The sequence below is a fragment of the Streptomyces sp. NBC_01233 genome (assembly GCF_035989305.1).
Taxonomy (GTDB): domain Bacteria; phylum Actinomycetota; class Actinomycetes; order Streptomycetales; family Streptomycetaceae; genus Streptomyces.
In genome coordinates this window covers 5,920,763-5,941,463 of the sequence record NZ_CP108514.1, presented here as the reverse complement: position 1 = coordinate 5,941,463, position 20,701 = coordinate 5,920,763, and the positions used below count along the sequence as shown (strand labels likewise).

Below are 20,701 nucleotides of genomic sequence, written 5' to 3'. Positions count from 1 at the left end.
GGTCCGGGGGCTCTCCGGGGCGGGGGCCCGCGGTCCCGCTCAGCCGTACATGCTCAGCAGCTGCTCCGCCGACAGCTCGGCGACGGCCTCCGCCGCCGAGCCGGGCAGCGGGAGCTCGAACCAGACCGTCTTGCCGCGGTGGGTCCGGCGGGTGCCCCACCCGGCGGACAGCAGGCCCACGAGCTGGAGGCCCCGGCCGCCCTCGTCGGTGTCGCGGGCCCGCCGCCGGCGCGGCTGCACCAGGTTGGCGTCCCACACCTCGCAGACCAGGGTCCGGTCCAGCAGCAGCCGCAGCCGGATCTCGCCCTCCCCGTAGCGCAGCGCGTTGGTGACGAGCTCGCTGACCAGCAGTTCGGTGGTGTCCAGCAGGCCCTCCAGGCCCCACGCCGGGAGCTTGGCCCGGGCCAGTTCCCGCGCCCGGCCCACGGACCGGGCCTCGCGCGGCAGCTGCCAGTCCCCCACCGCGTCCACCGGCAGCCCCTGCACACGTGCCATCAGCAGGGCGATGTCGTCCTCTCCGTGCCGGGTGTCCAGCGTGTTCAGCACGTGGTCGCAGACGTCCTCCAGCGGGCGGACCGGGTCCGCGAGGGCCGCCCGCAGGCCGCGCAGGCCCTCCTCCAGCGGATGGTCCCGGGACTCGACGAGCCCGTCGGTGTAGAGGGCCAGCAGGGCGCCCTCGGGCAGATCGACCTCGACCTCCTCGAACGGCTCCCCGCCCACGCCCAGCGGCATCCCGGGCGGCACCTCCAGGAGCAGTGCGGGCCTCGGCTTCCCGCGCTCGTCCGGCGGTTCCACCAGCACGGGCGGCATGTGGCCCGCGTTGGCGATCGTGCAGCGCCGCGTCACCGGGTCGTAGACGGCGTAGACGCAGGTGGCGAGGTAGACCTCGGAGCGGTCGGCGTCCCGCGAGTGCAGGGCCACCCGCGAGGCCTGCTGGGAACCGCCGGGCGCGCCGAGGCCCCGGGCGATCTCGTCCAGCGCGGTCAGCACCTCCGCCGGTTCGAGGTCCAGCAGTGCCAGGGTCCGTACGGCGGTGCGCAGTTCGCCCATCGCGACGGCGGCCCGCAGTCCCCGGCCCATGACGTCGCCGACGACCAGCGCCGTGCGGTGCCCGGGCAGCTCGATCACGTCGAACCAGTCGCCGCCGACCTCCGTCGCCGCGTTCCCCGGCAGGTACCGGCAGGCGATGTCCAGGCCCGCGGCCTCCGGGTCGCCTGGGGGCAGCAGGCTGCGCTGCAGTATCAACGCCCGCTCGTGCTCGCGGCGGTAGAGCCGCGCGTTGTCGATGCACACGGCGGCCCGGGCGGCGAGTTCCACGGCCACCGCGCGGTCGCGTTCCCCGAAGGGTTCGCTGCCCTTCGTACGGGAGAACTGCGCGAGCCCGACCACGGTGTCGTGGGCGACCATCGGCACGACCAGCGTGGACTGTACGAGGCCCTCCGGTCCGCCGCCCTCGATCAGCCGCGGCCGCGCCGTGCGCAGGGCGAGCGCGCCCGGCGACGCCGCCGGGTACCGGTGGACGTCGCCCACGGAGACCAGCGCGCCCGGACCGGACAGCGGCGCGTCCGAGACGGCGGAGGCGAAGGCCACCCGGCGCAGCGCGGCGGACGGGGTCCGGGCCGGGCCCTGGCCGGGCAGGCTGGGCACGCCGGGACCCTGCGGCCGTGCGGGCCGGTCGTCGTCGCCGAGCAGCAGCCCCTGGTAGAGGTCGACTGCGGCCAGGTCGCAGAAGCCCGGGACGGTGACGTCGAGGAGTTCCCGGGCGGTGGTCTCCAGGTCGAGGGAGTTCCCTATGCGGTGCCCGGCCTCGTTGAGCAGGGCGAGATTGCGCCGGACCCCGGCGGCCTCGCGGGCGGCGAGGTGGCGGCGGGTGACGTCGGTGCCGATGCCGGCGACGCCGATGGGCCGGCCGGTGCCGCCGTGCACGCGGTAGAGGTTGATGGACCAGTGGCGGTTCTCCCGGCTGCCGGGGGCGGCGCCGGTGATCCGCAGGTCGGTGACCGAGTCCCCGGTGTCCAGCACCCGGCGCAGGGCTTCGGCCATCCGGTCGGCCTCGTGCGCCGGCAGGTAGTCGTGCACGGTGCGGCCGCGATGCTCCTCGGCGTTGCCTCCGAAGACGGTGGCGAAGCGGCGGTTGGCCCGCTGCACGGTGAGGTCCGTGCCGAAGAGCAGGAAGCCGAAGGGAGATTGGCCGAATATGGCCTGTGAGGCCGCCAGGTCGGATTCGATGCGCCGCAGCGCGCGAACGTCGACGACGACGCACAGCGCGGCCCGCTCGGCGGTCTCGGTCTGTGTGGGCATCACATAGATCTCGGCCACTCCGTGCGCACCGTCCCCGCCCGGGATCCGGAAGGGGATCAGGCCGGTCCACTCCTTGCCGTCGAGGATCTCCGCGACCTTGCGGTGCGCGTCGGGGCGCAGCTCGGGCGGCATGAAGGCGTCGACCGGGTCGCGGCCGACGGCCTGGGCGGCGGTCAGGCCGAACAGTTCCTCGGCGCGCAGACTCCACTGGTCGATGTACCCGTCGGGTCCGATCGAGAAGGATGCGACCTTTATGTAGTCATATATCGAGCCAGGCGGACTGCTGTGCCACAGGGCGTCGTGCCATGTCTCCCGAGGCACATTGGTCTGATGTGCCTGCGCAGGTATTTCGCTCACGCGACCGTCCCCTCCAGCTCACCGCAACCGGACCGGCCATGACCGCAGTATTCAGCACCACGGCCCCGGACGGCACGGCGTTCACGATCACAGCACGGTCTCGATGATTTCGAGCCATCTCGCGCGATCTCCCCCGGACTCCTCCTCCCTTTTGTCACCGGGAGGTTCCGCCGGGGGATCCCCCGCCACCGTTCACCTTGTTACTCACCAGGAAGAGCCAATTCGAACCACACTGTCTTGCCCGACTTCCCGTGGCGGGTCCCCCAGCGCTGCGAGGAGACGGCGACGAGATGCAGGCCACGGCCCCCTTCGTCGTCCGCCTCGGCAACCCGCGCGCGGGGCGGATCCGGAAGCGGATCTGAAACCTCCACAAGCAGTGCAGGACCGCTCGTGGGGCCGCCGGCGGCTGGATTGCGCCGTTCCAGGCGGACGCCGATGGGGCCGGAGGCGTACCGCAGGGAGTTGGTGACGAGCTCGCTGACCAGCAGGACGGTCACATCGCCGACGGCTTCCAGGCCCCAGGCGCGCAGGGCGCCGCGCACGGCGTGGCGGGCGGTGCGGACGGCACCGGGCTCGGCGGGAAAGGCCCACTGGGCGCATTCACCGTCTGTGTCGATCACGCCGATCACTTCCCGGGCCAGCAGCGACCCCAGTCCGGTTCGTCTGGAACGAAAGAGGGACGAGATAGGGATTAATAGCGACATACCCGATATTTGGGGCGTCGTACCACTCGATCCCCACCCACCGGCGCACTGTGGCACATACGGCCTACCGTGCGAGCGTCACGCGCCCCCGCCGCCGCCCGGACCTCCGCCCGGGACGCCGTCCCCGCGTCGCAGCCGGCGGCCGGCCTCGGCGACCGCGGGCCGGTCCTGGTCGAGCCAGTCCACCGACTCCAGCTCCTCCGGTCCGAGCCAGCGCAGCTCGTCGTGGTCCTCCAGCGGCGCGGGCACCCCGGACAGCAGCCGGGCGGTCCACACGTGCAGGACGAGACCGGGCTTCAGCGGCCACTCCCCCGGGATCCGCTCCAGCGGCTCGGTCTCCACACCGAGCTCCTCGCGCAGTTCGCGCACCAGCGCCTCGGGGACGGACTCACCCGGTTCGGCCTTCCCGCCCGGCAGCTCCCAGCGTCCGGCGAGCTCCGGCGGTGCGCTGCGGCGGGCGGCCAGCAGGCGGCCCTCATGACAAAGGGCTCCGCCCACGACCACTCGTACAGTCATGGGCGGAGCCTATGTCAACACTGGATGCTCAGTTCATCGTGGCGGTCTGACCGATCCGCTCGACCCAGTAGAGCTGCTTGTGTCCTCGGTCGTCGAGGCTGTCGACGACCTTCTGGGCCTCGGCCCGGGTGGGGTACCGGCCCACCCGGTAGCGGTTGCCGTTGTCGTCCTGACGTATGACCAGCCACGGGAGCAGGGCACCGCTGTCGTTCATCGCGTTTCACCCTCCGCCGACGTACCTGCCCGGGAAACCGCATTGCGCATATGCCCGACCTTACGCCCGACCTTTACGCAGCGGATACGGTTTTTCACGAAGAGGTACCTCGCAGGCGTACGCATCCGGCCACGCGTACGAGTGGGCCGTGCGCGCCGGTTCAGACGGGGCGCACCGACGGCATCGGCAGGATCACCGCGCCGCCCTGTGCCTCCTTGCGGCAGACGTCCCCGCAGGTCGCGTCGAGCGAGCAGCACAGGGAGCAGATCGGCCCCGATCGGACAGGGCAGTCGGCGATGTCGGGGAGTTCGTACGCGGCCTCGCAGACCGAGCACACATGGGTGGCGGTGACGTCCTCGACGGCGACGCCCGGACCGGTCACCGTGTTGGGCCGGGCCAGGTAGTACTTCCCCCTGGTCATCCAGGCGATCAACGGGCACAGCAGGAGGGCGAGTCCGGCCGCGATGAAGGTGGAGAAGGCCTCCGCGTAAGCGCCGAACAGACCGGAGAAGGCGAGGATCGAGACGGTCGAGGCGATCACCATCGAGCCGAAACCCGCCGGATTGACGGCGTAGAGGTAGGCGCGCTTGAACTCGATGTAGGGCGGGCTGAGTCCGAGCCGCTTGTTGATCACGAGGTCGGCGGCGACCGCGGCGATCCAGGCGATTCCGACGTTGGAGTAGAAGCCCAGCAGCTTGCCGAGCATCGCGAACATGTTCAGCTCCATCAGCGTCAGCGCGACGGCGAGGTTGAGGAAGATGTACCAGACCCGGCCGGGGTGGCGGTGGGTGACGCGGGAGAAGAAGTTCGACCAGGACAGCGATCCGCTGTACGCGTTGGTGACGTTGATCTTGATCTGGGAGACGATCACGAAGAGCGCGGCGGCGGGCAGCGCGAAGCCGCCGAGCCACGGACGCAGGGCCTCGACCTGCGGGGCGATCGGCTCCAGGGCATGGGTCTTGCCCACCGCCTCCAGGGCGACGAAGGCGAGGAAGGCACCGCCGAGCTGCTTGGCCGCGCCGATGACCACCCAGCCGGGGCCGGCCGCGAGCACGGCGAGGTTCCATCTGCGGCTGTTGGCCGGGGTCTTGGCGGGCATGAACCGCAGGTAGTCGGCCTGCTCGCCGATCTGTGCGATCAGCGAGAGCGCGATGCCGGTCCCGAACCCGAAGCCGATCCACGAGAACCCGGACCCGGCACCCTCGGTCCCGCCGAAGTCGGCGAAGGCGCCCCACGCGTCGGGGGCCTGGAAGGCGAGCACCACGAAGGGCAGCACCAGCCCGATCAGCCAGACCGGCTGGGTCCAGGCCTGCACCTTGGCGAGGGCGCCCATGCCGCGGAAGACGATGGGGATCACGATGAGGGTGGTGACGAGGTAGCCGGCCTCGACCGGCAGACCGAAGGCCTGGTGCATGGCCTGGGCCATGATCGAGCCTTCGAGCGCGAAGAAGATGAAGGTGAAGGAGGCGTAGATGAGGGAGGTGAGGGTGGAGCCGAAGTACCCGAAGCCCGCGCCCCGCGTCACCAGGTCCATGTCCAGGCCGTACGTGGCGCACGCGCGCGCGATCGGGATGCCGGTCAGGAAGATGACCACCGCGGCGGCCAGGATCGCGGCGGCGCCGCTGGTGAATCCGTAGGCGAAGACGATGGAGGCGCCGATGGCGAAGTCGGCCAGGTAGGCGATGCCGCCGAGGGCGGTGCCGGCGACGGTGCCCGGGCCCCAGCGGCGGAAGGAGTGCGGCGCGTATCTGAGCGAGTAGTCCTCGCGGCTCTCGTCGGCGGCGAGCTTCGCGTAGGTACGGGTCGGCTGCGCCGCCGTGCCGGGGGTGGTGGCGGTATCGGTCATACCGCCGGACGGTAGGGCCACCATGTGACGACCCGTCACTCTTGCCCATTGCCCGGCGGTTACACCCCCGGCCCCCTCGTCACGACGGGGTTACACCCCCCGCGCCCCCTGTCCGCTTTCCGGTGCACCACCGCTGCGGGGGCCCCGGGGTCAGCGCACCGGGAGGTGGTACGACAGGCGGTAGCGGTCGGCCGGGACCACCACGTCGGCCGTTTCCACCGCGCGCCCGGAGGCGAAGTACGTGCGGCCGATCACCAGCACCACGTGCCCCGGCACCCCGCCCAGCTGGACGAGCTCCTCCGCCAGGCCCGGCCGCGCACCGACCTCCTCCACCACGTTGTCCACGACGACGTCGATCGCGGCCATCCGGTCCACCACCCCGGAGCCGCCCAGCGGCCCTTCCTCCGGCAGCATCACCGGGGTCCGGCCGGTCACGGCGAGCGGTTCCCAGGAGGTCGACAGCATCATCGTCTCCCCCGCGTCGCGGAAGACGTACCGCGTCCGCATCACCCGCTCGCCCGGCTCGATGCCGAGCCGCTTCGCGATCTCGGCGGGCGCGGCCGCCTTCTCGCTGCTCGACTCCCACGTGCCGCGCGCCCCCGCGTCCGCCTGCTCCTGCCGGAACGGCGTCGACGCTCCGCCCGTGCGGTAGCCGGAGCGGGCCACGCGCCGCGGGACCGGCTGCTCCCTTACGTACGTACCGGATCCGGACCGGCCTTCGACCAGCCCCTCCGCCATGAGGACCTTGCGCGCCTCCAGGGCCACGGTGTCGGAGACTCCGTACTCCTCGCGGATGCGGGCCTGGGAGGGGAGCCGGGCGTGCGGAGGCAGAGAACCGTCGACGATCTTCCGTCGCAGATCCCCGGCCACGCGCAGATAGGCCGGCTGCTCACCGAAAGTCACTGGCCACTCCCATCAGGTTGACAGACAGCTACACCCTGGCAACCGACGGTTGAAGACCGCAAGCAAGGGCCAGAGTTTCACCCGAAGTGATGAAGCCAGGTCACTCAAACCCGCTACCGCGCGTTACCCCGTCGACGTCACGCCGCCCCCGTCGAGGGCCCCCGGCCGGGTCCACCGTCCGCGTCCTCCGGATCCTCCTGGCCGTCCTCCAGCCACTCCGGGATCGCCATCGAAAGCCCGTACGCACCGCGCAACGCCTGCTCCGTCTCCATGGACATCGCGGCCAGGGCCCGGTCCCACTGCTTGTCGAACTCTCCCGGGGTCTTCGCCTGCGAGGCTCGCAGCCACTGCGCGCGGGCCGCCTCGATCTCCTTGAGCTGCGCCGGGACCTTCTTCTCCAGCCCCGGCCGGCCCGCGTGCCCCTGGAGCACCTTCGCCTCCTCGCCCAGCGCCGCGTGCACCCGGCGCGCCCACGTCTGGTGCTTCCCCAGCGCCTCGTCGACCTCCTCCTCGGGCGGCCGGCTCATGACGAACTCGACGGCATTGGCGGCCCGCAGGAAGGCGACCTGCTCGGGCTTGAGCATTCCGGTGTCCTGGCGCAGGCTGCCCCGCGTCTCCACCGAGGTCGTGCCGATCACGCAGAGCAGCAACCGGTCCCCCTGGCCCCAGGACTGGTGGGAGGGCGCGTAGTAGAACATCTCCGCGTGGTCGGGCAGCGCCCACGTGTCCATCGCGTACTCGTCCTGGGCCTGCCAGCACACGTCCTCGGAGGCGCGGCGGGCCACGTCCGAGTCGGGGGCGTCCACCCCGTCGAGCCGCTTCGCCGCGGTGACCTCGCCGTGGTGCTTCTCCGCACAGTCGATCTTGTACATCAGGGGCCGCTCGTCGAGCAGTTCACCGTCCTCGACGTTGAAGCAGTCGCCCGCCCGCAGTGCGTCGACGTCCGTGAGCACGCCCTCGACCTCGGTGTACTCGCTCGGCCCGTCGAAGCGGTCGCCGACCGCCGAGGCGACCCGGTCTGCGGCGAAGAACAGCCCTCCGGTCATCAGCACGGACAGCACCAGGCCGGCGATCGCCAGGACCTTCCCCCGCTCGCGGTTCTTCGAGATCTGCACGAGGGCCGCGATGCCGAAGGCGATGCCGAGCGGCGCGAAGCACAGCAGCCCGGACAGGAACGAGGCGAGCGCGAAACCGTTGAGCCGCGCCGGGGCGATCTCCGAGTACGGGGCGTCCGGCACGGGCACGCCGCTCGCCGAGGGCGCCCCGGAGTTCTACCCGTCCGTGTCGTTCTCGAAGGCGGCCAGCGCGGGCATGTTCACGGTCGGCTCTGGCCACATCAGCGGCGGCATGGCCACGGTGGCGCTCGTCCACTCCGGGACCACCTCGGGCAAGGTGTACGCGAATGCGACGTACCCGTGGCGGATGCTGTTGGAGAACCTCGGCCCGCCTGGCGGTTCGGCGGCCGGGTCGTGGCTGCCGCGCCCGTCCGACCAGGACCTGATCACGTGGACCGGCGATCCTAACGATGCTGGGCACGTCACCGCGCAGTCCTCGGGCGGCGTCGCAGGCCGGGTCACCCTGGTGAAAATCCCGATCCGCGAACAGGTCACCATCTCGAACATCTGGCTGGGGCTCAGCGGCATCGACGCGGCCGCCACCCTGTCGAACTGCTACCTCGGCATCTACGACGCGGCCGGCAACCGGGTTGGCGTCACGGCGGACATCTCGGCGTCGCTGATGACCGGCGCCACCGCGAAAGCCCTACCGCTCGTCACACCGTTCGTCGCGGCGCCAGGGATGTACTTCATCGCCATGCTGCTCAACGGAACGTGGGTGACGAACAGCTTGCACTTCAAGGCCACGGGCGCCGGCATCTCAGTGAACGCCGGGCTGACCGCGCCGAACCTGCGGTACAGCACGATCCTCACCGGCCAGACCTCGCTGCCCGCCAGCCTGACCCTGTCCAGCCAGGCCACGAGCACGATCAACACCGGCTGGGGCTCCCAGTGGTACGGCCTCTCCTGAACAGCACACCGCCCCCTCTCCGGCCTACGGGCCGCGGGAGGGGGCGCTTTCGTGCGTCCGGGGGCGCACGAGGAAGGCCCTGCCCCATACGCTGTCCAGTGTCGAGCTGCGCAACGAAGGGGCAAGGCCGTGTCATCTGATGCTACCCCCGACCCGTACGACAACCCCGTCGCGTTCGGGCAACGTGTCCAGATCTACCGCAACCGCCGAGGCATGACCCGCGAGCAGTTGGCCGGCCTCCTCGGCCACCACGCGTCGTGGGTCAAGAAAGTCGAGACCGGCACCATGAGAATGCCGCGACTGCCGGAGATCCTCCGCATCGCTGAAGTCCTGCGCGTCCGCCGCCTGAACGATCTCGTCGGCGACGTCGGAGCCGAGCCGCACACCGACCTGTTCCTGGGGCCCGGCCACGACCGACTCCCCGCGGTCCGGGCCGCCCTCTCCACCTACCCGGCACCCGGCACCCGCGAGGCGCCGTCCCGGGCGTTCCTGCGCGCGGCGCTCGATGCCGCGTGGGCAGCCCGCCACGGGGCCCCGAACCACCGGGCTGTCCTGGGTGATCTGCTGCCCGGACTGATCCGGGACGCCCAGCTCGCTGTACGGCAGGCCGAGACCGGGTCCGATCGGCGCGCGGCTCTGGCGCTGCAGGCCGAGACGTTCTTCCTGGCTCAGTTCTTCGTCGCGTACCAGCCGGACCCGTCGCTGTTGTGGCGGGTGGCCGAGCGCGGCATGGCCGCCGCCCAAGAGTCCGAGGATCCGCACGCCATCGGTGTCGCGGCCTGGCTGTCGGCGCAGGCACATCGGGACTCCGGGCCCGGACACTATGACGAGGCTGACGACGTGGTCATGCAGGCCCTGAACCTGTTGGAGCCGGGTCTGTCCGACGCTTCCCTCGACGTGCAGGCCATCACGGGCGCGCTCCGCGTCGAGGCCGGGCTCACCGCGGCGAAGCGCCGCGACACAGGCACCGCGTGGGGGTGGTGGGACCGTGCGGGCGGCATCTCGAAGCGGCTGCCAGCCGACTACTTCCACCGGGTCACCAGCTTCGGCCGGGCCGTGATGGGCGCGCACGGCGTCACCGTGGCGGTCGAACTGCGGGCCGGCGGCGAGTCGGTGCGGCAGGCTAACCGGGCCGAGGCCGATGCGATTCCGTCCCGGCCACGCCGGGCCCGGCACCGGATCGAGCAGGCCCGCGCCTACTACCTGGACGGGCAGCAGGAGACCGCGCTCGCGACGCTGGAGCAGGCGCACGCGGCCGCGCCGGAGACGATCCGATACAACGGCTACGCGCGTGCGATCGTGCTGGAGGAGACCACGTCTCGACTTCCGGAGCGTCGCCAGAGAGCCAGTCAGCTGGCTGTAGATATCGGCCTGTTGGCCGCATAGGGAGGGGGCCCGGATCGGGCCCCTTCTTCGTTCCCGCCGCACCTACCGTCGTCTCACCACCTCCTAATGAGGTTGTCAAGCGGCAGCAGGAGCGGAGAGTCCATGCTCGTAGCACCGTCCGTCACGGATCAAGGCCCAGAGGACGTTGACCCGTCGCCTCGCCAACGCGAGGACGGCCTGGGTGTGCCGTTTGCCTTCGCCGCGCTTGCGTTCGTAGAAGCGCCGCGACGCGTCGCAGTTGCGGATGCTGATGAGCGCGGAGGTGTAGAAGACGCGTTGCAGGCCGCGGTGGTAACGCCGGGGCCGGTGCAGGTTGCCGCTGACGTTGCCGGAATCGCGTGGGACCGGAGCGACCCCGGCCAGGCTGGCCAGACGGCCGGAGTCTGCGTAGCGGCTCATGTCGCCGCCCGTGGCGGCCAGGAACTCGGCACCCAGCAAGGGGCCGATGCCGGGCATGCTCTCGATCACTTCGGCCAGGTCGTGTTCGCGAAACCGGGCCGCAATGAGCTTGTCGATCTCGGCGATCTGCTCATTGAGGCTCATCACCTCCTTCGCCAGGGTGTGGATCACCTGCGAGGCGATCTTCTCCCCGGGGACGGCGGTGGCCTGGCGCTCGGCAGCCTCCAGAGCGGCTGCGGCAAGGGTTTCGGGGCTGCGGACCTTGCGATTGCGCAGCCAGGTCTCCAGCCGTTTGCGGCCGACGCGCCGCAGGGCAGCCGGGGTCTGGTAGCCGGTCAGCAGGATCAGCGGGCCGACGTTGCCCAGATCAAGGACGCGTTCCAATGCCGGGAAGATGGTGTTGAGTTGACCACGCAGACGGTTGATCCGGCGGGTGCGGTCGGCGTTCAGGTCGGCTCGCCGGTTGGTGAGTATCTTCAGCTCGATGGTGAGTTCGTCTTCCGACCGCAGGACAGCCAGGTCCCTGCGCATTCGGGCCTGGTCGGCGATAACGGTGGCGTCCTTGGCGTCGGTCTTGCCCATGCCCCGGTAGCCGGCGGACGCACGGTTGACCGCGAGGCCCGGAATGTAGACGAGCCGCTGGCCGTGGTTGAGCAGCACGCTGATCCACAAAGCGGCCGTGCTGTCGGCGACATCGACGGCCCAGACCACGTCTTCGTCCAGAGCCAGGACGTCCCCGAGGAGAGAGAGAAGCTCCGGCTCGTCGTTCAGCACGCGCCGCGACAGCAGTCGCTCGCCTTCGGCGTTCAGGACCACGCAATGGTGGTGGCTCTTGCCGATGTCCGTTCCTGCCCAGATCCGGGCCACGGGTTCCTCCGGTCGCTCGATGTGCGCTTATGGTCCGGACGACCTCGCCAGCGTGGTCCTACTGAGCGATGCCCCGCAGGGCTCGCAGCTCCTAATCAGCGGCCGAGTCGTCGTGAGACGCCGGGCGGCCAGGTGGCGGTAACCATCGAGTGCAACCCGCTGAAAGCCATACCCGGCGTCTCTGGATCTCTGGACCTTACGACTGGCCCGTCCAACCCGCACAACAACGTAGGACCCGCTGACGACGGTAGGGAGCACCAGCATGGAGGCCACCCGCGGCGACCTGGATACGGTCGCCGAGCTCGTGAAACGGGCTCTCGTCCCGTACAACCGCAAGCCGGACGACGTCGACATTGAGATCCTCGCCGAGCGGCTGCTGGAGTACGGCACTCTGCTCCTCGTTGAGGTCGTCGACCTCGAAGGTGCAGCGGCCCCGTTGTCCGACTGGCACATGCTCACGGACGTGGGCGCGAGCAAGGGCCCGCTGGGGCAGTGGAACCATGTCCGCGGCATGGCCCGGACCGTCCGCCGGATGCTCCTGCTGCTCGGCGTGGACGCCCGATGAGCGCCGGCGCCGAGTGCTGCGTGTACTGCGACAAGCACGTCGCGGCGGTCGACGAGAACCGCGTCGGCCCTGACTTCTCGGCGTCCGCGGTCCGGCCGCCGATGTACGCCCACCCCGGATGCCCCGAGAGCCATCGCTCGCGCCCCGGCCCGCTGGCCGCGCGCAGGACCCCGGCCGCCGGCCAGTGAGCGGCTGGCGCGAGCAGGTCCTGTACGTCGTCATCGCGCTCGCCATCGGCGGCGCGATCATCCTCGGCATCCGCTGAACTTCCCTCCAGCCCGGCCAGCACGGCCAACACCCTTGGGAGAACCGCATGACTGCACTCAGCATGTCCGCGAACTGCTCCAACTGCGGCGGCGGAGGCCGCACTCTGTACGTGGACCCGGAGACCGGCCAGTACCGGGACGCGGGCGCCTGCCAGGCCTGCGGGGGCTCCGGCCGCAACCACGACAACCGGCTGTTGGAGTTCCCGACTCCCAGTCGCCCGCGTACCGTTGGGACCTGCGTCGTCAAGGAGGCAGCCTCATGCCGGAGTATCAGCAAGAGTGGACCGACCCGGCCCAAGTCCATGTCGTCGAGTATTTCGCGACGACCGTCCAGGAAGCCGCGAGCCGTCGCGGTATCACGCCGTGCAACACGTGCCATGGCATCGGCACCGTCGTCATGGTGAACCCCAAGACGCGGGAGCCGTTCAGCGTGGCGTGCTCCAGCTGCGGTCTGTAGACCAGCCCGCGGAATCGTAGCCCCGGCCGGCAGTCCCCCCGTCGGCCGGGGCTACCCCGCGCAAGGGGTCCCGCGCCTTCGTTGCAGAATTGGGTCTTCCGTTCGGCAGCGTAATCCGTATGGTTGCTGCATGCACCTGACGCGGGCCTTACCTGCGGCCCGCCGAGGCCCTACTCCCGGACCAGTTCCGACAGCGGCACGCCGAGCGCGTCGGAGAACCGCAGCAGGGTATCGAGTCGCGGACTGACCCGCCCCTGTTCGAGCAGGGTGTACGACGGCCGGTCCATGCCCATCGAGTTGGCCACCCGCTCCTGAGTCAGGTTCCGGTGCTCTCGCGCGGCCCGGATCTGGCCCGCGATGCGCCGCCGACGGGCGAGCACGTCGTCGGAGGGCGGTACGGAGCGCGGCACCTGTCCACGCTCGGGCAGTCATGATCGTTTGTCAGTTGGCCAAATCCTACATTGCGTGATCTTGCATATATGCGGGCAGGAGCCTGCACACCAGACCGGCCCTTCCTGCCCAGCCCCCCAGGCGGCGGAAGGGCCGGCTGCGCCCCCGACGGACGCGTCGGGGGCGTAGTCATGTCCGGAGATCGAAAGCGGTGGGGCGGTCTCGCCCTGCCGATCCCCCGCGCGCCAAAGAATCTTCGACGCACCTCCCGGGGCGGGCCAGCAGAGGCATAAATGCAGGTGGCCCCCGGCATTCACACCGGGAGCCACTGCCTTAATAAATGTGCCTCAGCTGGGGGTTTGCCAAGTCGGTCGCCCCTGCTGTTCCTCACGGCTCGGTCACACGCCCGCCGCCCCGGCTGCTCAGAACTGGAGCGCCCAGGAGTCGATCTTCCCGGTGTCGGCGCTCGCGTTGTCGTTCACGCGGAGCTTCCAGACGCCGTTCGCCGTCTCCGCCGAGGCGTTCACGGTGAAGGTCCTGACGATGTTGTCGGCACCGCCGTTGGCACGGTTGTGCAGGACGTAGACGGTGCCGTCGGGCGCCACCAGGTCCACCCTGAGGTCACCGATGTACGTGTGCTTGATGTCGAGCGGGACCTTCAGCGTCGCCGGGGCGTTGCCCGTGACACCGCTGACGGTGATCGGGGACTCGACGGTCGCGTGGTCGTTGATCGCGTAGTCCGCGGTGTTCTCGAAGCGCTTGCCCGGCGGGACGGGTCCCTGGGCGCCGACGTGGAGCAGGCGGTTCGGGGAACCGGTGCCCGGGCCGGTCACGACGTCCGGGGTGGCCGAGTTGACCAGGGCCGTGGCCACCTGCGCCGGGGTGCTGGCCGGGTTCTGCGAGAGGTAGACGGCGGCTGCGCCCGCGACGTGCGGGGTGGCCATCGACGTGCCGTTGATCGTGCTGGTGGCGGTGTCGCCCGTACCCCACGCGGAGGTGATGGAGGAGCCCGGCGCGAAGATGTCGAGGACGGTGCCGTAGTTGGAGTAGCTCGCCTTGGCGTCGGAGCTGGTGGTGGCACCGACCGTGATGGCCTCGGTGACGCGCGCCGGGGACTTGGTGGAGGCGTTGCCGGACTCGTTGCCCGCGGCCACGGCGTAGGTGATGCCGGAGGCTATGGAGTTGCGGACGGCCGCGTCGAGCGCGGAGTCCGCGCCGCCGCCGAGCGACATGTTGACCACGGCCGGCTTGACGGCGTGCTGGGTCACCCAGTCGATGCCCGCGACGACCTGGGCCGTCGTACCGGAGCCGCTGTTGTCGAGCACGCGCACGCCGACGATCTTGGCCTTCTTGGCCACGCCGTACGCGCCGCCCGCGACGGTGCCGGCGACGTGCGTGCCGTGGCCGTTGCCGTCCTGGGCGGTGTTGTCGTTGTCGATGGCGTCGTAGCCGTAGGAGGCGCGGCCGCCGAAGTCCTGGTGCGTGATGCGGACACCGGTGTCGATGACGTACGCGGTGACGCCCTCGCCCGCCTGATCCGGGTAGGTGTAGCTCTGGTTGAGCGGGAGCGCGCGCTGGTCGACACGGTCCAGGCCCCAGGACGGTGGGTTGGGCTGGGTGGCGCTGACGGTGAAGGTGAAGGTGCGGTTCTGCACGACCGACTTGACCGCCGGGTCGGCGGCCAGCTTCTTGGCCTGCGCCTCGGAGACCTCGACGGAGTAGCCGTTGAGGGCCGCGCTGTACGTCCGGTCGATCTTCGCGCCGTAGCGCTTGGCGACGGCCTTTCCGCTCGGGGCGGTCGAGCGGGCGGCGGTGTCGTTCAGGGTCACGATGTAGCTGCCGGGGACCGATCCGGGGGCTCCGGCGTTCTGGATCACGCCCCGTACGCCGATGTCGGCGGCCGAGGCGGGCAGCCCGGCGGCGGAGCCGAGCGCGAGGGCCACGACCGCGGTCGCGCTGATGCCGGCGATTTTCCGGCTCGTGTGACGCATCACGGGCATGTGACGGGTCCTCCTCATAGGTGGTGCATTGCGGGGGGTGGAGCGGTGCCTCGCAAGCGTGGCCATGACAACACAGATGGCCCAACGGGCTGCCGCCTTCGAAAGGTTGGCCCACCCCCGGCGCGACCCACAAAAGGACAACGGACGCGTAACATCCGTGCCGTACAGCGGCCATGATCGAGCAAAGGCGATCCGCACATGACGCACGCAACCCCCGGTTACGTCTGCTCCGAGGACGGTACACGCGCGGACGTCCGGACTGCTCCTTGGGGGTGCCCGGTCTGTGGCGGACCCTGGGACCTGGATTTCACGCCGGATCCGGCCGCGCCGCTGGAGCCTGCCGCCGGGCCGAATTCGCTGTGGCGGTACGGGTCGGCACTGCCGCTGCCGGGGGCGTTCTCGCTGTCACTGTCGGAGGGCCACACTCCGCTGGTTCCGCTGGCGGAGCGGGTTCACGCCAAGCTCGACTTCCTGATGCCGACGCTGTCGTTCAAGGACCGGGGCGCGGTGATGCTCGTGGAGCTGGCCCGACGGCTGGCTCCGGAACGGGTCGTGGCGGACAGCAGCGGCAACGCGGGGACGTCCATCGCGGCCTACTGCGCCCGGGCCGGGCTCCCTTGTGAAATCTTTGTGCCCGAGGGCACATCGGCGAAGAAATCCGAACAGATGCGGGCGCACGGGGCGCTCGTGCGGGTGATCCGGGGCGGGCGCGAGGACGCGGCGCAGGCCGCCCGTGCGGAAGCGGACTCGCCCGGGGTCTTCTATGCGAGCCACGTCTTCAACCCGTACTTCCTGCACGGGACCAAGACGTACGTGTACGAGGTGTGGGAGGAACTGGGCGGACGGCTCCCGGAGGTGCTGGTCGTGCCGGTGGGCAACGGGACCCTGCTGCTGGGGGCCGCGCTGGCCGTGGAGGAACTGGCCCGGCGCGGGGTGCGGCCGCCGGCGCTGATCGCGGTGCAGTCGGAGGCGGTGGCCCCGCTGGCCACGGCCTTCGCGGCCGGCGCCGAGGACGCGGATCCGGTTCCGCAACTGCCGACCCTGGCCGAGGGGATCGCGATCCCCGCGCCGCCGCGCGCCCGGCAGATCCTGGCCGCGGTCCGCAAGTCCGGCGGCACCTTCCTGACGGTCCCGGACGCCCGGCTGCGCGAGGCCCAGCGGGACCTGGCCCGGCGCGGGCTCTTCGTCGAACCGACGGCGGCGGCCTGCTGGGCGGCGGTGGGGCCGGGCGCCCCCGCCGACCCCTTGCAGGGCCGCACCGCGGTGATCCCCCTCTGCGGCGCAGGCGCCAAAACGGGCCTGGCCCCGTAGCCCCCACCTACCGGGCTCCGCCCGAACCCGCCCGAACCCGCGCGAACCTGCGCCGCAAGCCCCCGCGGACCCGCTTCCCGGGCTCCGCCCGGACCCGCGCCTCAAACGCCGGCGGGGCTGGAGGGGTGGCCAGCACCATCAGTCCGCGGCGGGCCGCTTGCCTGGGCTCCGCATCCAAACGCCGGCGAGGCTGGGCGGCTGGCCCAGCGCCGTCAGCCCACGCGGACGTGGGGGTCCCCCGGACGGAGTCTGGGAGAGGGTCCGGGGCGGAGCCCCGATCTTTCGGCCTCGCCGTACGGGGCTGGGGCGGAGCCCAGTGGAGGGGCGGCGTTGATGTCGGAAAACCGCGAGCCCGGGCCCGTCCGTTCTGCTGAAGTGGGCCCATGACCACGAATCTTGACCTCGCCGCCAAGGCCACCGCGTTCGCGGACCTGCACACCTCCGCGAACCCCCTCGCCCTCGCGAACGCCTGGGACGTCGCCGGCGCCCGCATCGTCGAGGCCACCGGCGCCCCCGCCGTCGCCACGACCAGCGCCGGCGTCGCCTGGTCCCTCGGCTCGCCCGACGGCGACGCGCTCGCCCGCGACCGGGCCCTCGACCTCGTCGCCCGCGTGGTCTGCGCCGTCTCCGTCCCCGTCACCGCCGACATCGAGGGCGGCTTCGGCGCCGACCCCGCCGCCGTGGGCGAGACCGTCGCCGGGGTGCTCGCCGCCGGGGCCGTCGGCATCAACATCGAGGACGGCCCCCACCGCGCCCCGGAAGAGATGGCCGAGCGCCTGGCCGCCGCCCGGGCCGCGGCCGACGCCGCCGGGGTCCCGCTCTACATCAACGCCCGCATCGACACGTACCTGAGGGGCCTCGGCGACCCGGCCACCCGCCTCGACGAGACCCTGGCCCGCGCCGCCGCCTACCTCCGCGCCGGAGCCACCGGCATCTTCGTGCCCGGGGTGCTCGACCCGGCCACCGTCACCGAACTCGCCAAGGGCATCGACGCCCCCCTCAACATCCTCCTCGGCCCCGACGCCCCGACCGTCGCCGCCCTCGGCGCCCTCGGCGTGTCCCGCGTCAGCCTCGGCTCCTGGGTCGCCGAAGCCGCGTACGCCGTGGTCCGCCGCGCCGCCGAGGAGCTGCTCTCCGACGGCACGTACGGCGCCCTCGCCCACTCCCTCCCCTACGGCGATCTGAACACCCTGCTCAAGGGCTGAGACATCCAGAAGCCTGCATGGGGCAACGACCATAGGATCCGGTCATGCGCACATCAACCCCGGTGGACGGCAAGGCGGCGCCCGCGTCGCGCGGCGCGATCACCGGCGCGGTCTGGATCGCCCTCGCCCTGGTCTACGTCGTCTGGGGCTCGACCTACCTCGGCATCCGGATCGTCGTCGAGACCATGCCGCCCTTCCTCTCCGCCGGAGCCCGCTTCATCACCGCCGGCCTGCTGCTGGCCGCGGCCGTCGCCTGGCGGTACGGTCCGGCCGCGCTCAAGGCCACCCGTGCGCAGCTCGGCTCGGAGGTGCTGGTGGGCCTGCTGCTGATCCTCGGCGGCAACGGCCTGGTGGTGCTCGCCGAGACCTCCGTGCCGTCCGGCCTGGCCGCACTGCTGGTCGCGGCGGTGCCGATGTGGCTGGTGGTGCTGCGGGCGAGCACCGGTGACCGGCCTCCGCTGCGCACCCTGGGCGGGGTGCTCGTCGGCCTGGCCGGGCTCGCGGTGCTGACCAGTCCGGGCCTCAGCGGGACGGTGCGGCTGTCGGGGGTGCTGCTGATCGTGGTGGCGTCCGTCCTGTGGTCGCTGGGCTCGTTCTCGGCGTCGAAGCTGCCGCTGCCGGGCAATCCGTTCACGGGCAGCGCGTACCAGATGCTCGCCGGCGGAGTGGGCGGGGTGGTCGTCGGCCTGCTGCGCGGCGAGCACCGCGGTCTGGACCCGGCGGCCTTCTCCACCGCCTCCTGGCTGGCCCTGGGCTACCTGGTGCTCTTCGGCTCGCTCGTCGCTTTCACCGCGTACGTGTGGCTGCTCCAGGCCGCGCCGCTGTCGCTGGTGGCCACGTACGCGTACGTCAATCCGGTCGTGGCCGTCGCGCTCGGCGCGCTGATCCTCGACGAGGCCCTGACCTGGCCGATCGTGGTCGGCGGCGCGATCGTCGTGGCGGCGGTGGGCGTGATCGTCAGCACGGAGCGCAAGAAGTAGCGGGCACAGGGCGCCGGCTCAGCCCCGCGCGGCCTTCTCGTAGAGGGCCTTCGCGTGCTCGTCGAACAGTGCGGCCGTGGAGTCCACGTCCGTGTCCCCGCCGCTCAGCACCCCGATCAGCCGTCCGGCGTGGTCCGCCCCGCCCCGATCGGCGATCCAGGGGCTGCCGCTGGTGCCCGTCCAGAACCCGGCGCAGCTCATGTAGAGCATGTCGGGATCCTCGTCGTCGTGGCGGGTCTGCGTCGTGCAGGAGACGGGCTTGTTCTGCGGGTTGTGCTCGGACTCCGGATAGCCGACGACGGTCACGTCCCGGTCGTACCCGGAGGTCCACTCGGGCTTCGGGGCCTCGGCGCGGCCGCCGACGGCGTCCTGGACGCTGCGCCCGTCCTCGTCCGGCGCGATGGTGAGGAAGGCGAAGTCGGCGGTGTCCTCGCCCCACTTCGTCCAGCGGTCGTCCACGTGGATCGAGCGGACCTTCCACACGCCCAGCGGCTGGGTGCCGGCGCCCTCGCCGGAGAAGGCGGGGGCGAAGGACAGCTCGCCGATGGCGAGGCCGTCGTGGGCCACCTCGCCCGGCCGGCCGTCCTCGCCGGCGGGGGCCACGCAGTGCGCGGCGGTGGCGACGACGTTGCCCTTCGGGCTGTCGACGACACTCGCCGTGCACCAGTGCTCGCCGCCCGCCATGAGGACGCCGACGGTGGGGAAGGGCAGCACGGGGCGGTCGCCGGGCGCCTGCATGAACGCGACGGCGCACATCGCCGCGATCCCCGCGGCGGCGGCCGCGGAGGCACCCTTCACCACCGTGCTCATCGCACGGCGGGGTCGGGTGTCGGTCCCTTCATCACCTTGCTGATCCACTCCAGGGAGCCCTCCCTCATACCGCGCACGTACGACTTTCCGTTGTGCTCACCATCCTGGATCACCTGCAGCGAGGTGTGCACGGGGCCCCTCCCGTAGTCGTTCATGAACTTCTCGGCCTTGTCGCGGCCGCTCTCCGCGGTGCCGATCTGGAAGTTGATGTAGACGTCCGGGCCGCCCGCCTTGATCAGCTTCTCGGCGAGCTTTTCGGGGTTGTTCTCGTCCATGGCCTGCGTGTTCCCCTTCCACAGCGGGGAATCGGGGACGATGTCGACCCCGCTCGCGATGGCGGCCTTGAACCGGTCGGGGTACTTCAGGACGTGTTTGAAGGCACCGAATCCGCCGGCGGAGGAGCCCATGAAGGCCCACCCGTCGCGGGAGGTGAAGGTCCGGAAATTGGCCTTCGCGAAATCCGGGACGTCTTCGACCATCCAGGTGCCCATCTTGGGCTCTCCGGGGATGTCCGAGGCGTCGAAGTGGTGCTTGGTGTCGGCGTTGTGCACCGGCATGACGAGGATGAAGGGCAGGCTGGTGCCGGCCTTGGCGCCGTCGCTCACGGCCTTCTGCAGGCCGAGGCCGGGGCCGGTCCCCCAGTAGTTCGTGGGGTAGCCGCGGCCGCCGGGCAGGGAGATCAGGACCGGGAAGCCGCTCTTGGCGTACTTCGGGTCGTCGTACTCCTTGGGCACCCACACCCACACGTCGCCCGTGAAGCCGGACTTCTTGCCGGTGAGGGTGGTCCGGCCGATCTGCGTGCCGTCCGGCAGCCGGTTGGTGCGGACGAACTGGGCCGCCGGCCCGGTGGGCATGAGCACCTCGGGCGGAACGTCGGCCGCGACGGCGGCCTTCTCCTGGACCTTTCCGAAGGAGACCGGATCCCCTATGTCGGAGAAGAGGCCGTACTTGTAGGCGGCCGCGCCCCCGGCGAGGGTGAGCGCGAGTCCGCCGCTGATCAGAATCAGGCGCAGGCGGTGGGGGCGACGGCTGCTGCCCTTGGTCATGGGGCTGCCGTCGCCTTGCTGGTCATGCTGCACGGTTTTTGTCCCGTTCCTTCTCCGGCGCTCACCTCGGAGCGCGGGTCGGACCGATCGGTCCCCCTTACACCCTTTACAGAGGTATGAACGACCGGATGGGTTGCCTGGGACGGGCGGGAC

Annotated in this window: 20 protein-coding genes; 8 read left to right on the top strand and 12 right to left on the bottom strand. The window is 71.2% G+C overall.

Annotated elements, in window-relative coordinates:
- Positions 1-39 precede the first annotated feature (39 nt).
- The 7 genes from OG332_RS28475 to OG332_RS28445 all read right to left on the bottom strand — a co-directional run bounded on the left by OG332_RS28475 (position 40) and on the right by OG332_RS28445 (position 8,079).
- Entirely contained in the window at positions 40-2,649 is a 2,610-nt protein-coding gene (locus OG332_RS28475) for a SpoIIE family protein phosphatase (protein WP_327419395.1), read from the bottom strand.
- Positions 2,650-2,858: 209 nt separating this feature from the next.
- Positions 2,859-3,287, bottom strand: a complete 429-nt coding sequence (locus tag OG332_RS28470; RefSeq protein WP_327416131.1) for an ATP-binding protein — start codon at positions 3,285-3,287, stop codon at positions 2,859-2,861.
- Positions 3,288-3,440: 153 nt separating this feature from the next.
- Positions 3,441-3,878, bottom strand: a complete 438-nt coding sequence (locus OG332_RS28465) for a (deoxy)nucleoside triphosphate pyrophosphohydrolase (RefSeq protein WP_327416130.1) — start codon at positions 3,876-3,878, stop codon at positions 3,441-3,443.
- A 28-nt stretch (positions 3,879-3,906) separates the two neighbouring features.
- A complete protein-coding gene (locus OG332_RS28460) occupies positions 3,907-4,092 on the bottom strand; it encodes an SPOR domain-containing protein (protein ID WP_031144291.1) in 186 nt (61 codons plus the stop codon).
- A 160-nt stretch (positions 4,093-4,252) separates the two neighbouring features.
- Positions 4,253-5,938, bottom strand: coding sequence for a purine-cytosine permease family protein (locus tag OG332_RS28455; RefSeq protein ID WP_327416129.1), 1,686 nt, complete (start codon positions 5,936-5,938; stop codon positions 4,253-4,255).
- 150 nt (positions 5,939-6,088) lie between these two features.
- Positions 6,089-6,841 (bottom strand): GntR family transcriptional regulator, encoded by a 753-nt coding sequence (locus OG332_RS28450; protein ID WP_327416128.1) that lies wholly within the window; start codon positions 6,839-6,841, stop codon positions 6,089-6,091.
- Positions 6,842-6,978: 137 nt separating this feature from the next.
- The gene (locus tag OG332_RS28445; RefSeq protein ID WP_327416127.1) at positions 6,979-8,079 is read right to left on the bottom strand and encodes a DUF4190 domain-containing protein; all 1,101 of its coding nucleotides are present in this window, start codon (positions 8,077-8,079) and stop codon (positions 6,979-6,981) included.
- 184 nt (positions 8,080-8,263) lie between these two features.
- Between OG332_RS28445 and OG332_RS28440 the strand changes: the two genes are divergently transcribed.
- The gene (locus OG332_RS28440) at positions 8,264-8,866 is read left to right on the top strand and encodes a hypothetical protein (protein WP_327416126.1); all 603 of its coding nucleotides are present in this window, start codon (positions 8,264-8,266) and stop codon (positions 8,864-8,866) included.
- Positions 8,867-8,995: 129 nt separating this feature from the next.
- Complete coding sequence (locus tag OG332_RS28435; RefSeq protein WP_327416125.1) at positions 8,996-10,252, top strand: helix-turn-helix domain-containing protein; 1,257 nt, start codon at positions 8,996-8,998, stop codon at positions 10,250-10,252.
- Between the two features lie 75 nt (positions 10,253-10,327).
- Here the strand turns inward: OG332_RS28435 and OG332_RS28430 are convergent, their stop codons facing one another.
- On the bottom strand, positions 10,328-11,518 hold the full coding sequence (locus tag OG332_RS28430) for an IS110 family transposase (RefSeq protein ID WP_327415308.1): 1,191 nt from the start codon (positions 11,516-11,518) through the stop codon (positions 10,328-10,330).
- Between the two features lie 262 nt (positions 11,519-11,780).
- On the opposite strand from OG332_RS28430, the gene OG332_RS28425 reads away from it, so the two are divergent.
- The 3 genes from OG332_RS28425 to OG332_RS28415 all read left to right on the top strand — a co-directional run bounded on the left by OG332_RS28425 (position 11,781) and on the right by OG332_RS28415 (position 12,806).
- Complete coding sequence (locus tag OG332_RS28425; RefSeq protein ID WP_327416124.1) at positions 11,781-12,083, top strand: DUF6415 family natural product biosynthesis protein; 303 nt, start codon at positions 11,781-11,783, stop codon at positions 12,081-12,083.
- A 118-nt stretch (positions 12,084-12,201) separates the two neighbouring features.
- Positions 12,202-12,348 carry a hypothetical protein gene (locus tag OG332_RS28420; protein WP_327416123.1) on the top strand — a complete coding sequence of 49 codons (147 nt, stop codon included), beginning with the start codon at positions 12,202-12,204 and terminating at the stop codon, positions 12,346-12,348.
- 260 nt (positions 12,349-12,608) lie between these two features.
- The gene (locus OG332_RS28415; protein WP_327416122.1) at positions 12,609-12,806 is read left to right on the top strand and encodes a hypothetical protein; all 198 of its coding nucleotides are present in this window, start codon (positions 12,609-12,611) and stop codon (positions 12,804-12,806) included.
- Between the two features lie 170 nt (positions 12,807-12,976).
- Here the strand turns inward: OG332_RS28415 and OG332_RS28410 are convergent, their stop codons facing one another.
- Complete coding sequence (locus tag OG332_RS28410; protein ID WP_327416121.1) at positions 12,977-13,216, bottom strand: helix-turn-helix domain-containing protein; 240 nt, start codon at positions 13,214-13,216, stop codon at positions 12,977-12,979.
- Between the two features lie 402 nt (positions 13,217-13,618).
- Positions 13,619-15,196: a S8 family peptidase gene (locus OG332_RS28405; RefSeq protein ID WP_327416120.1), complete on the bottom strand. Its 1,578-nt coding sequence runs from the start codon at positions 15,194-15,196 to the stop codon at positions 13,619-13,621.
- Between the two features lie 198 nt (positions 15,197-15,394).
- Here OG332_RS28405 and OG332_RS28400 point away from each other — a divergent pair, with 198 nt between their 5' ends.
- The 3 genes from OG332_RS28400 to OG332_RS28390 all read left to right on the top strand — a co-directional run bounded on the left by OG332_RS28400 (position 15,395) and on the right by OG332_RS28390 (position 18,692).
- Complete coding sequence (locus OG332_RS28400; protein ID WP_327416119.1) at positions 15,395-16,507, top strand: threonine synthase; 1,113 nt, start codon at positions 15,395-15,397, stop codon at positions 16,505-16,507.
- 383 nt (positions 16,508-16,890) lie between these two features.
- Positions 16,891-17,712 (top strand): isocitrate lyase/PEP mutase family protein, encoded by an 822-nt coding sequence (locus OG332_RS28395; RefSeq protein WP_327416118.1) that lies wholly within the window; start codon positions 16,891-16,893, stop codon positions 17,710-17,712.
- Between the two features lie 44 nt (positions 17,713-17,756).
- Positions 17,757-18,692 carry an EamA family transporter gene (locus OG332_RS28390; protein WP_327416117.1) on the top strand — a complete coding sequence of 312 codons (936 nt, stop codon included), beginning with the start codon at positions 17,757-17,759 and terminating at the stop codon, positions 18,690-18,692.
- A gap of 18 nt (positions 18,693-18,710) precedes the next feature.
- Here OG332_RS28390 and OG332_RS28385 read toward each other — a convergent pair whose 3' ends face one another.
- Both OG332_RS28385 and OG332_RS28380 read right to left on the bottom strand, forming a co-directional pair.
- Positions 18,711-19,502, bottom strand: coding sequence for a trypsin-like serine peptidase (locus tag OG332_RS28385; RefSeq protein ID WP_327416116.1), 792 nt, complete (start codon positions 19,500-19,502; stop codon positions 18,711-18,713).
- Complete coding sequence (locus OG332_RS28380; RefSeq protein ID WP_327416115.1) at positions 19,499-20,581, bottom strand: alpha/beta hydrolase; 1,083 nt, start codon at positions 20,579-20,581, stop codon at positions 19,499-19,501. The genes OG332_RS28385 and OG332_RS28380 overlap by 4 nt, the downstream gene beginning before the upstream one ends.
- Positions 20,582-20,701: the final 120 nt, after the last annotated feature.

Bases quoted from the DNA above. Each gene is read 5' to 3' on its own strand.
- OG332_RS28385 (WP_327416116.1), bottom strand. From the start codon at position 19,502: ATGAGCACGGTGGTGAAGGGTGCCTCCGCGGCCGCCGCCGCGGGGATC.
- OG332_RS28440 (WP_327416126.1), top strand. From the start codon at position 8,264: ATGCTGTTGGAGAACCTCGGCCCGCCTGGCGGTTCGGCGGCCGGGTCG.
- OG332_RS28415 (WP_327416122.1), top strand. From the start codon at position 12,609: ATGCCGGAGTATCAGCAAGAGTGGACCGACCCGGCCCAAGTCCATGTC.
- OG332_RS28420 (WP_327416123.1), top strand. From the start codon at position 12,202: ATGCCCCGAGAGCCATCGCTCGCGCCCCGGCCCGCTGGCCGCGCGCAG.
- OG332_RS28455 (WP_327416129.1), bottom strand. From the start codon at position 5,938: ATGACCGATACCGCCACCACCCCCGGCACGGCGGCGCAGCCGACCCGT.
- OG332_RS28395 (WP_327416118.1), top strand. From the start codon at position 16,891: ATGACCACGAATCTTGACCTCGCCGCCAAGGCCACCGCGTTCGCGGAC.
- OG332_RS28390 (WP_327416117.1), top strand. From the start codon at position 17,757: ATGCGCACATCAACCCCGGTGGACGGCAAGGCGGCGCCCGCGTCGCGC.
- OG332_RS28400 (WP_327416119.1), top strand. From the start codon at position 15,395: ATGACGCACGCAACCCCCGGTTACGTCTGCTCCGAGGACGGTACACGC.
- OG332_RS28425 (WP_327416124.1), top strand. From the start codon at position 11,781: ATGGAGGCCACCCGCGGCGACCTGGATACGGTCGCCGAGCTCGTGAAA.
- OG332_RS28465 (WP_327416130.1), bottom strand. From the start codon at position 3,878: ATGACTGTACGAGTGGTCGTGGGCGGAGCCCTTTGTCATGAGGGCCGC.
- OG332_RS28460 (WP_031144291.1), bottom strand. From the start codon at position 4,092: ATGAACGACAGCGGTGCCCTGCTCCCGTGGCTGGTCATACGTCAGGAC.
- OG332_RS28405 (WP_327416120.1), bottom strand. From the start codon at position 15,196: ATGCCCGTGATGCGTCACACGAGCCGGAAAATCGCCGGCATCAGCGCG.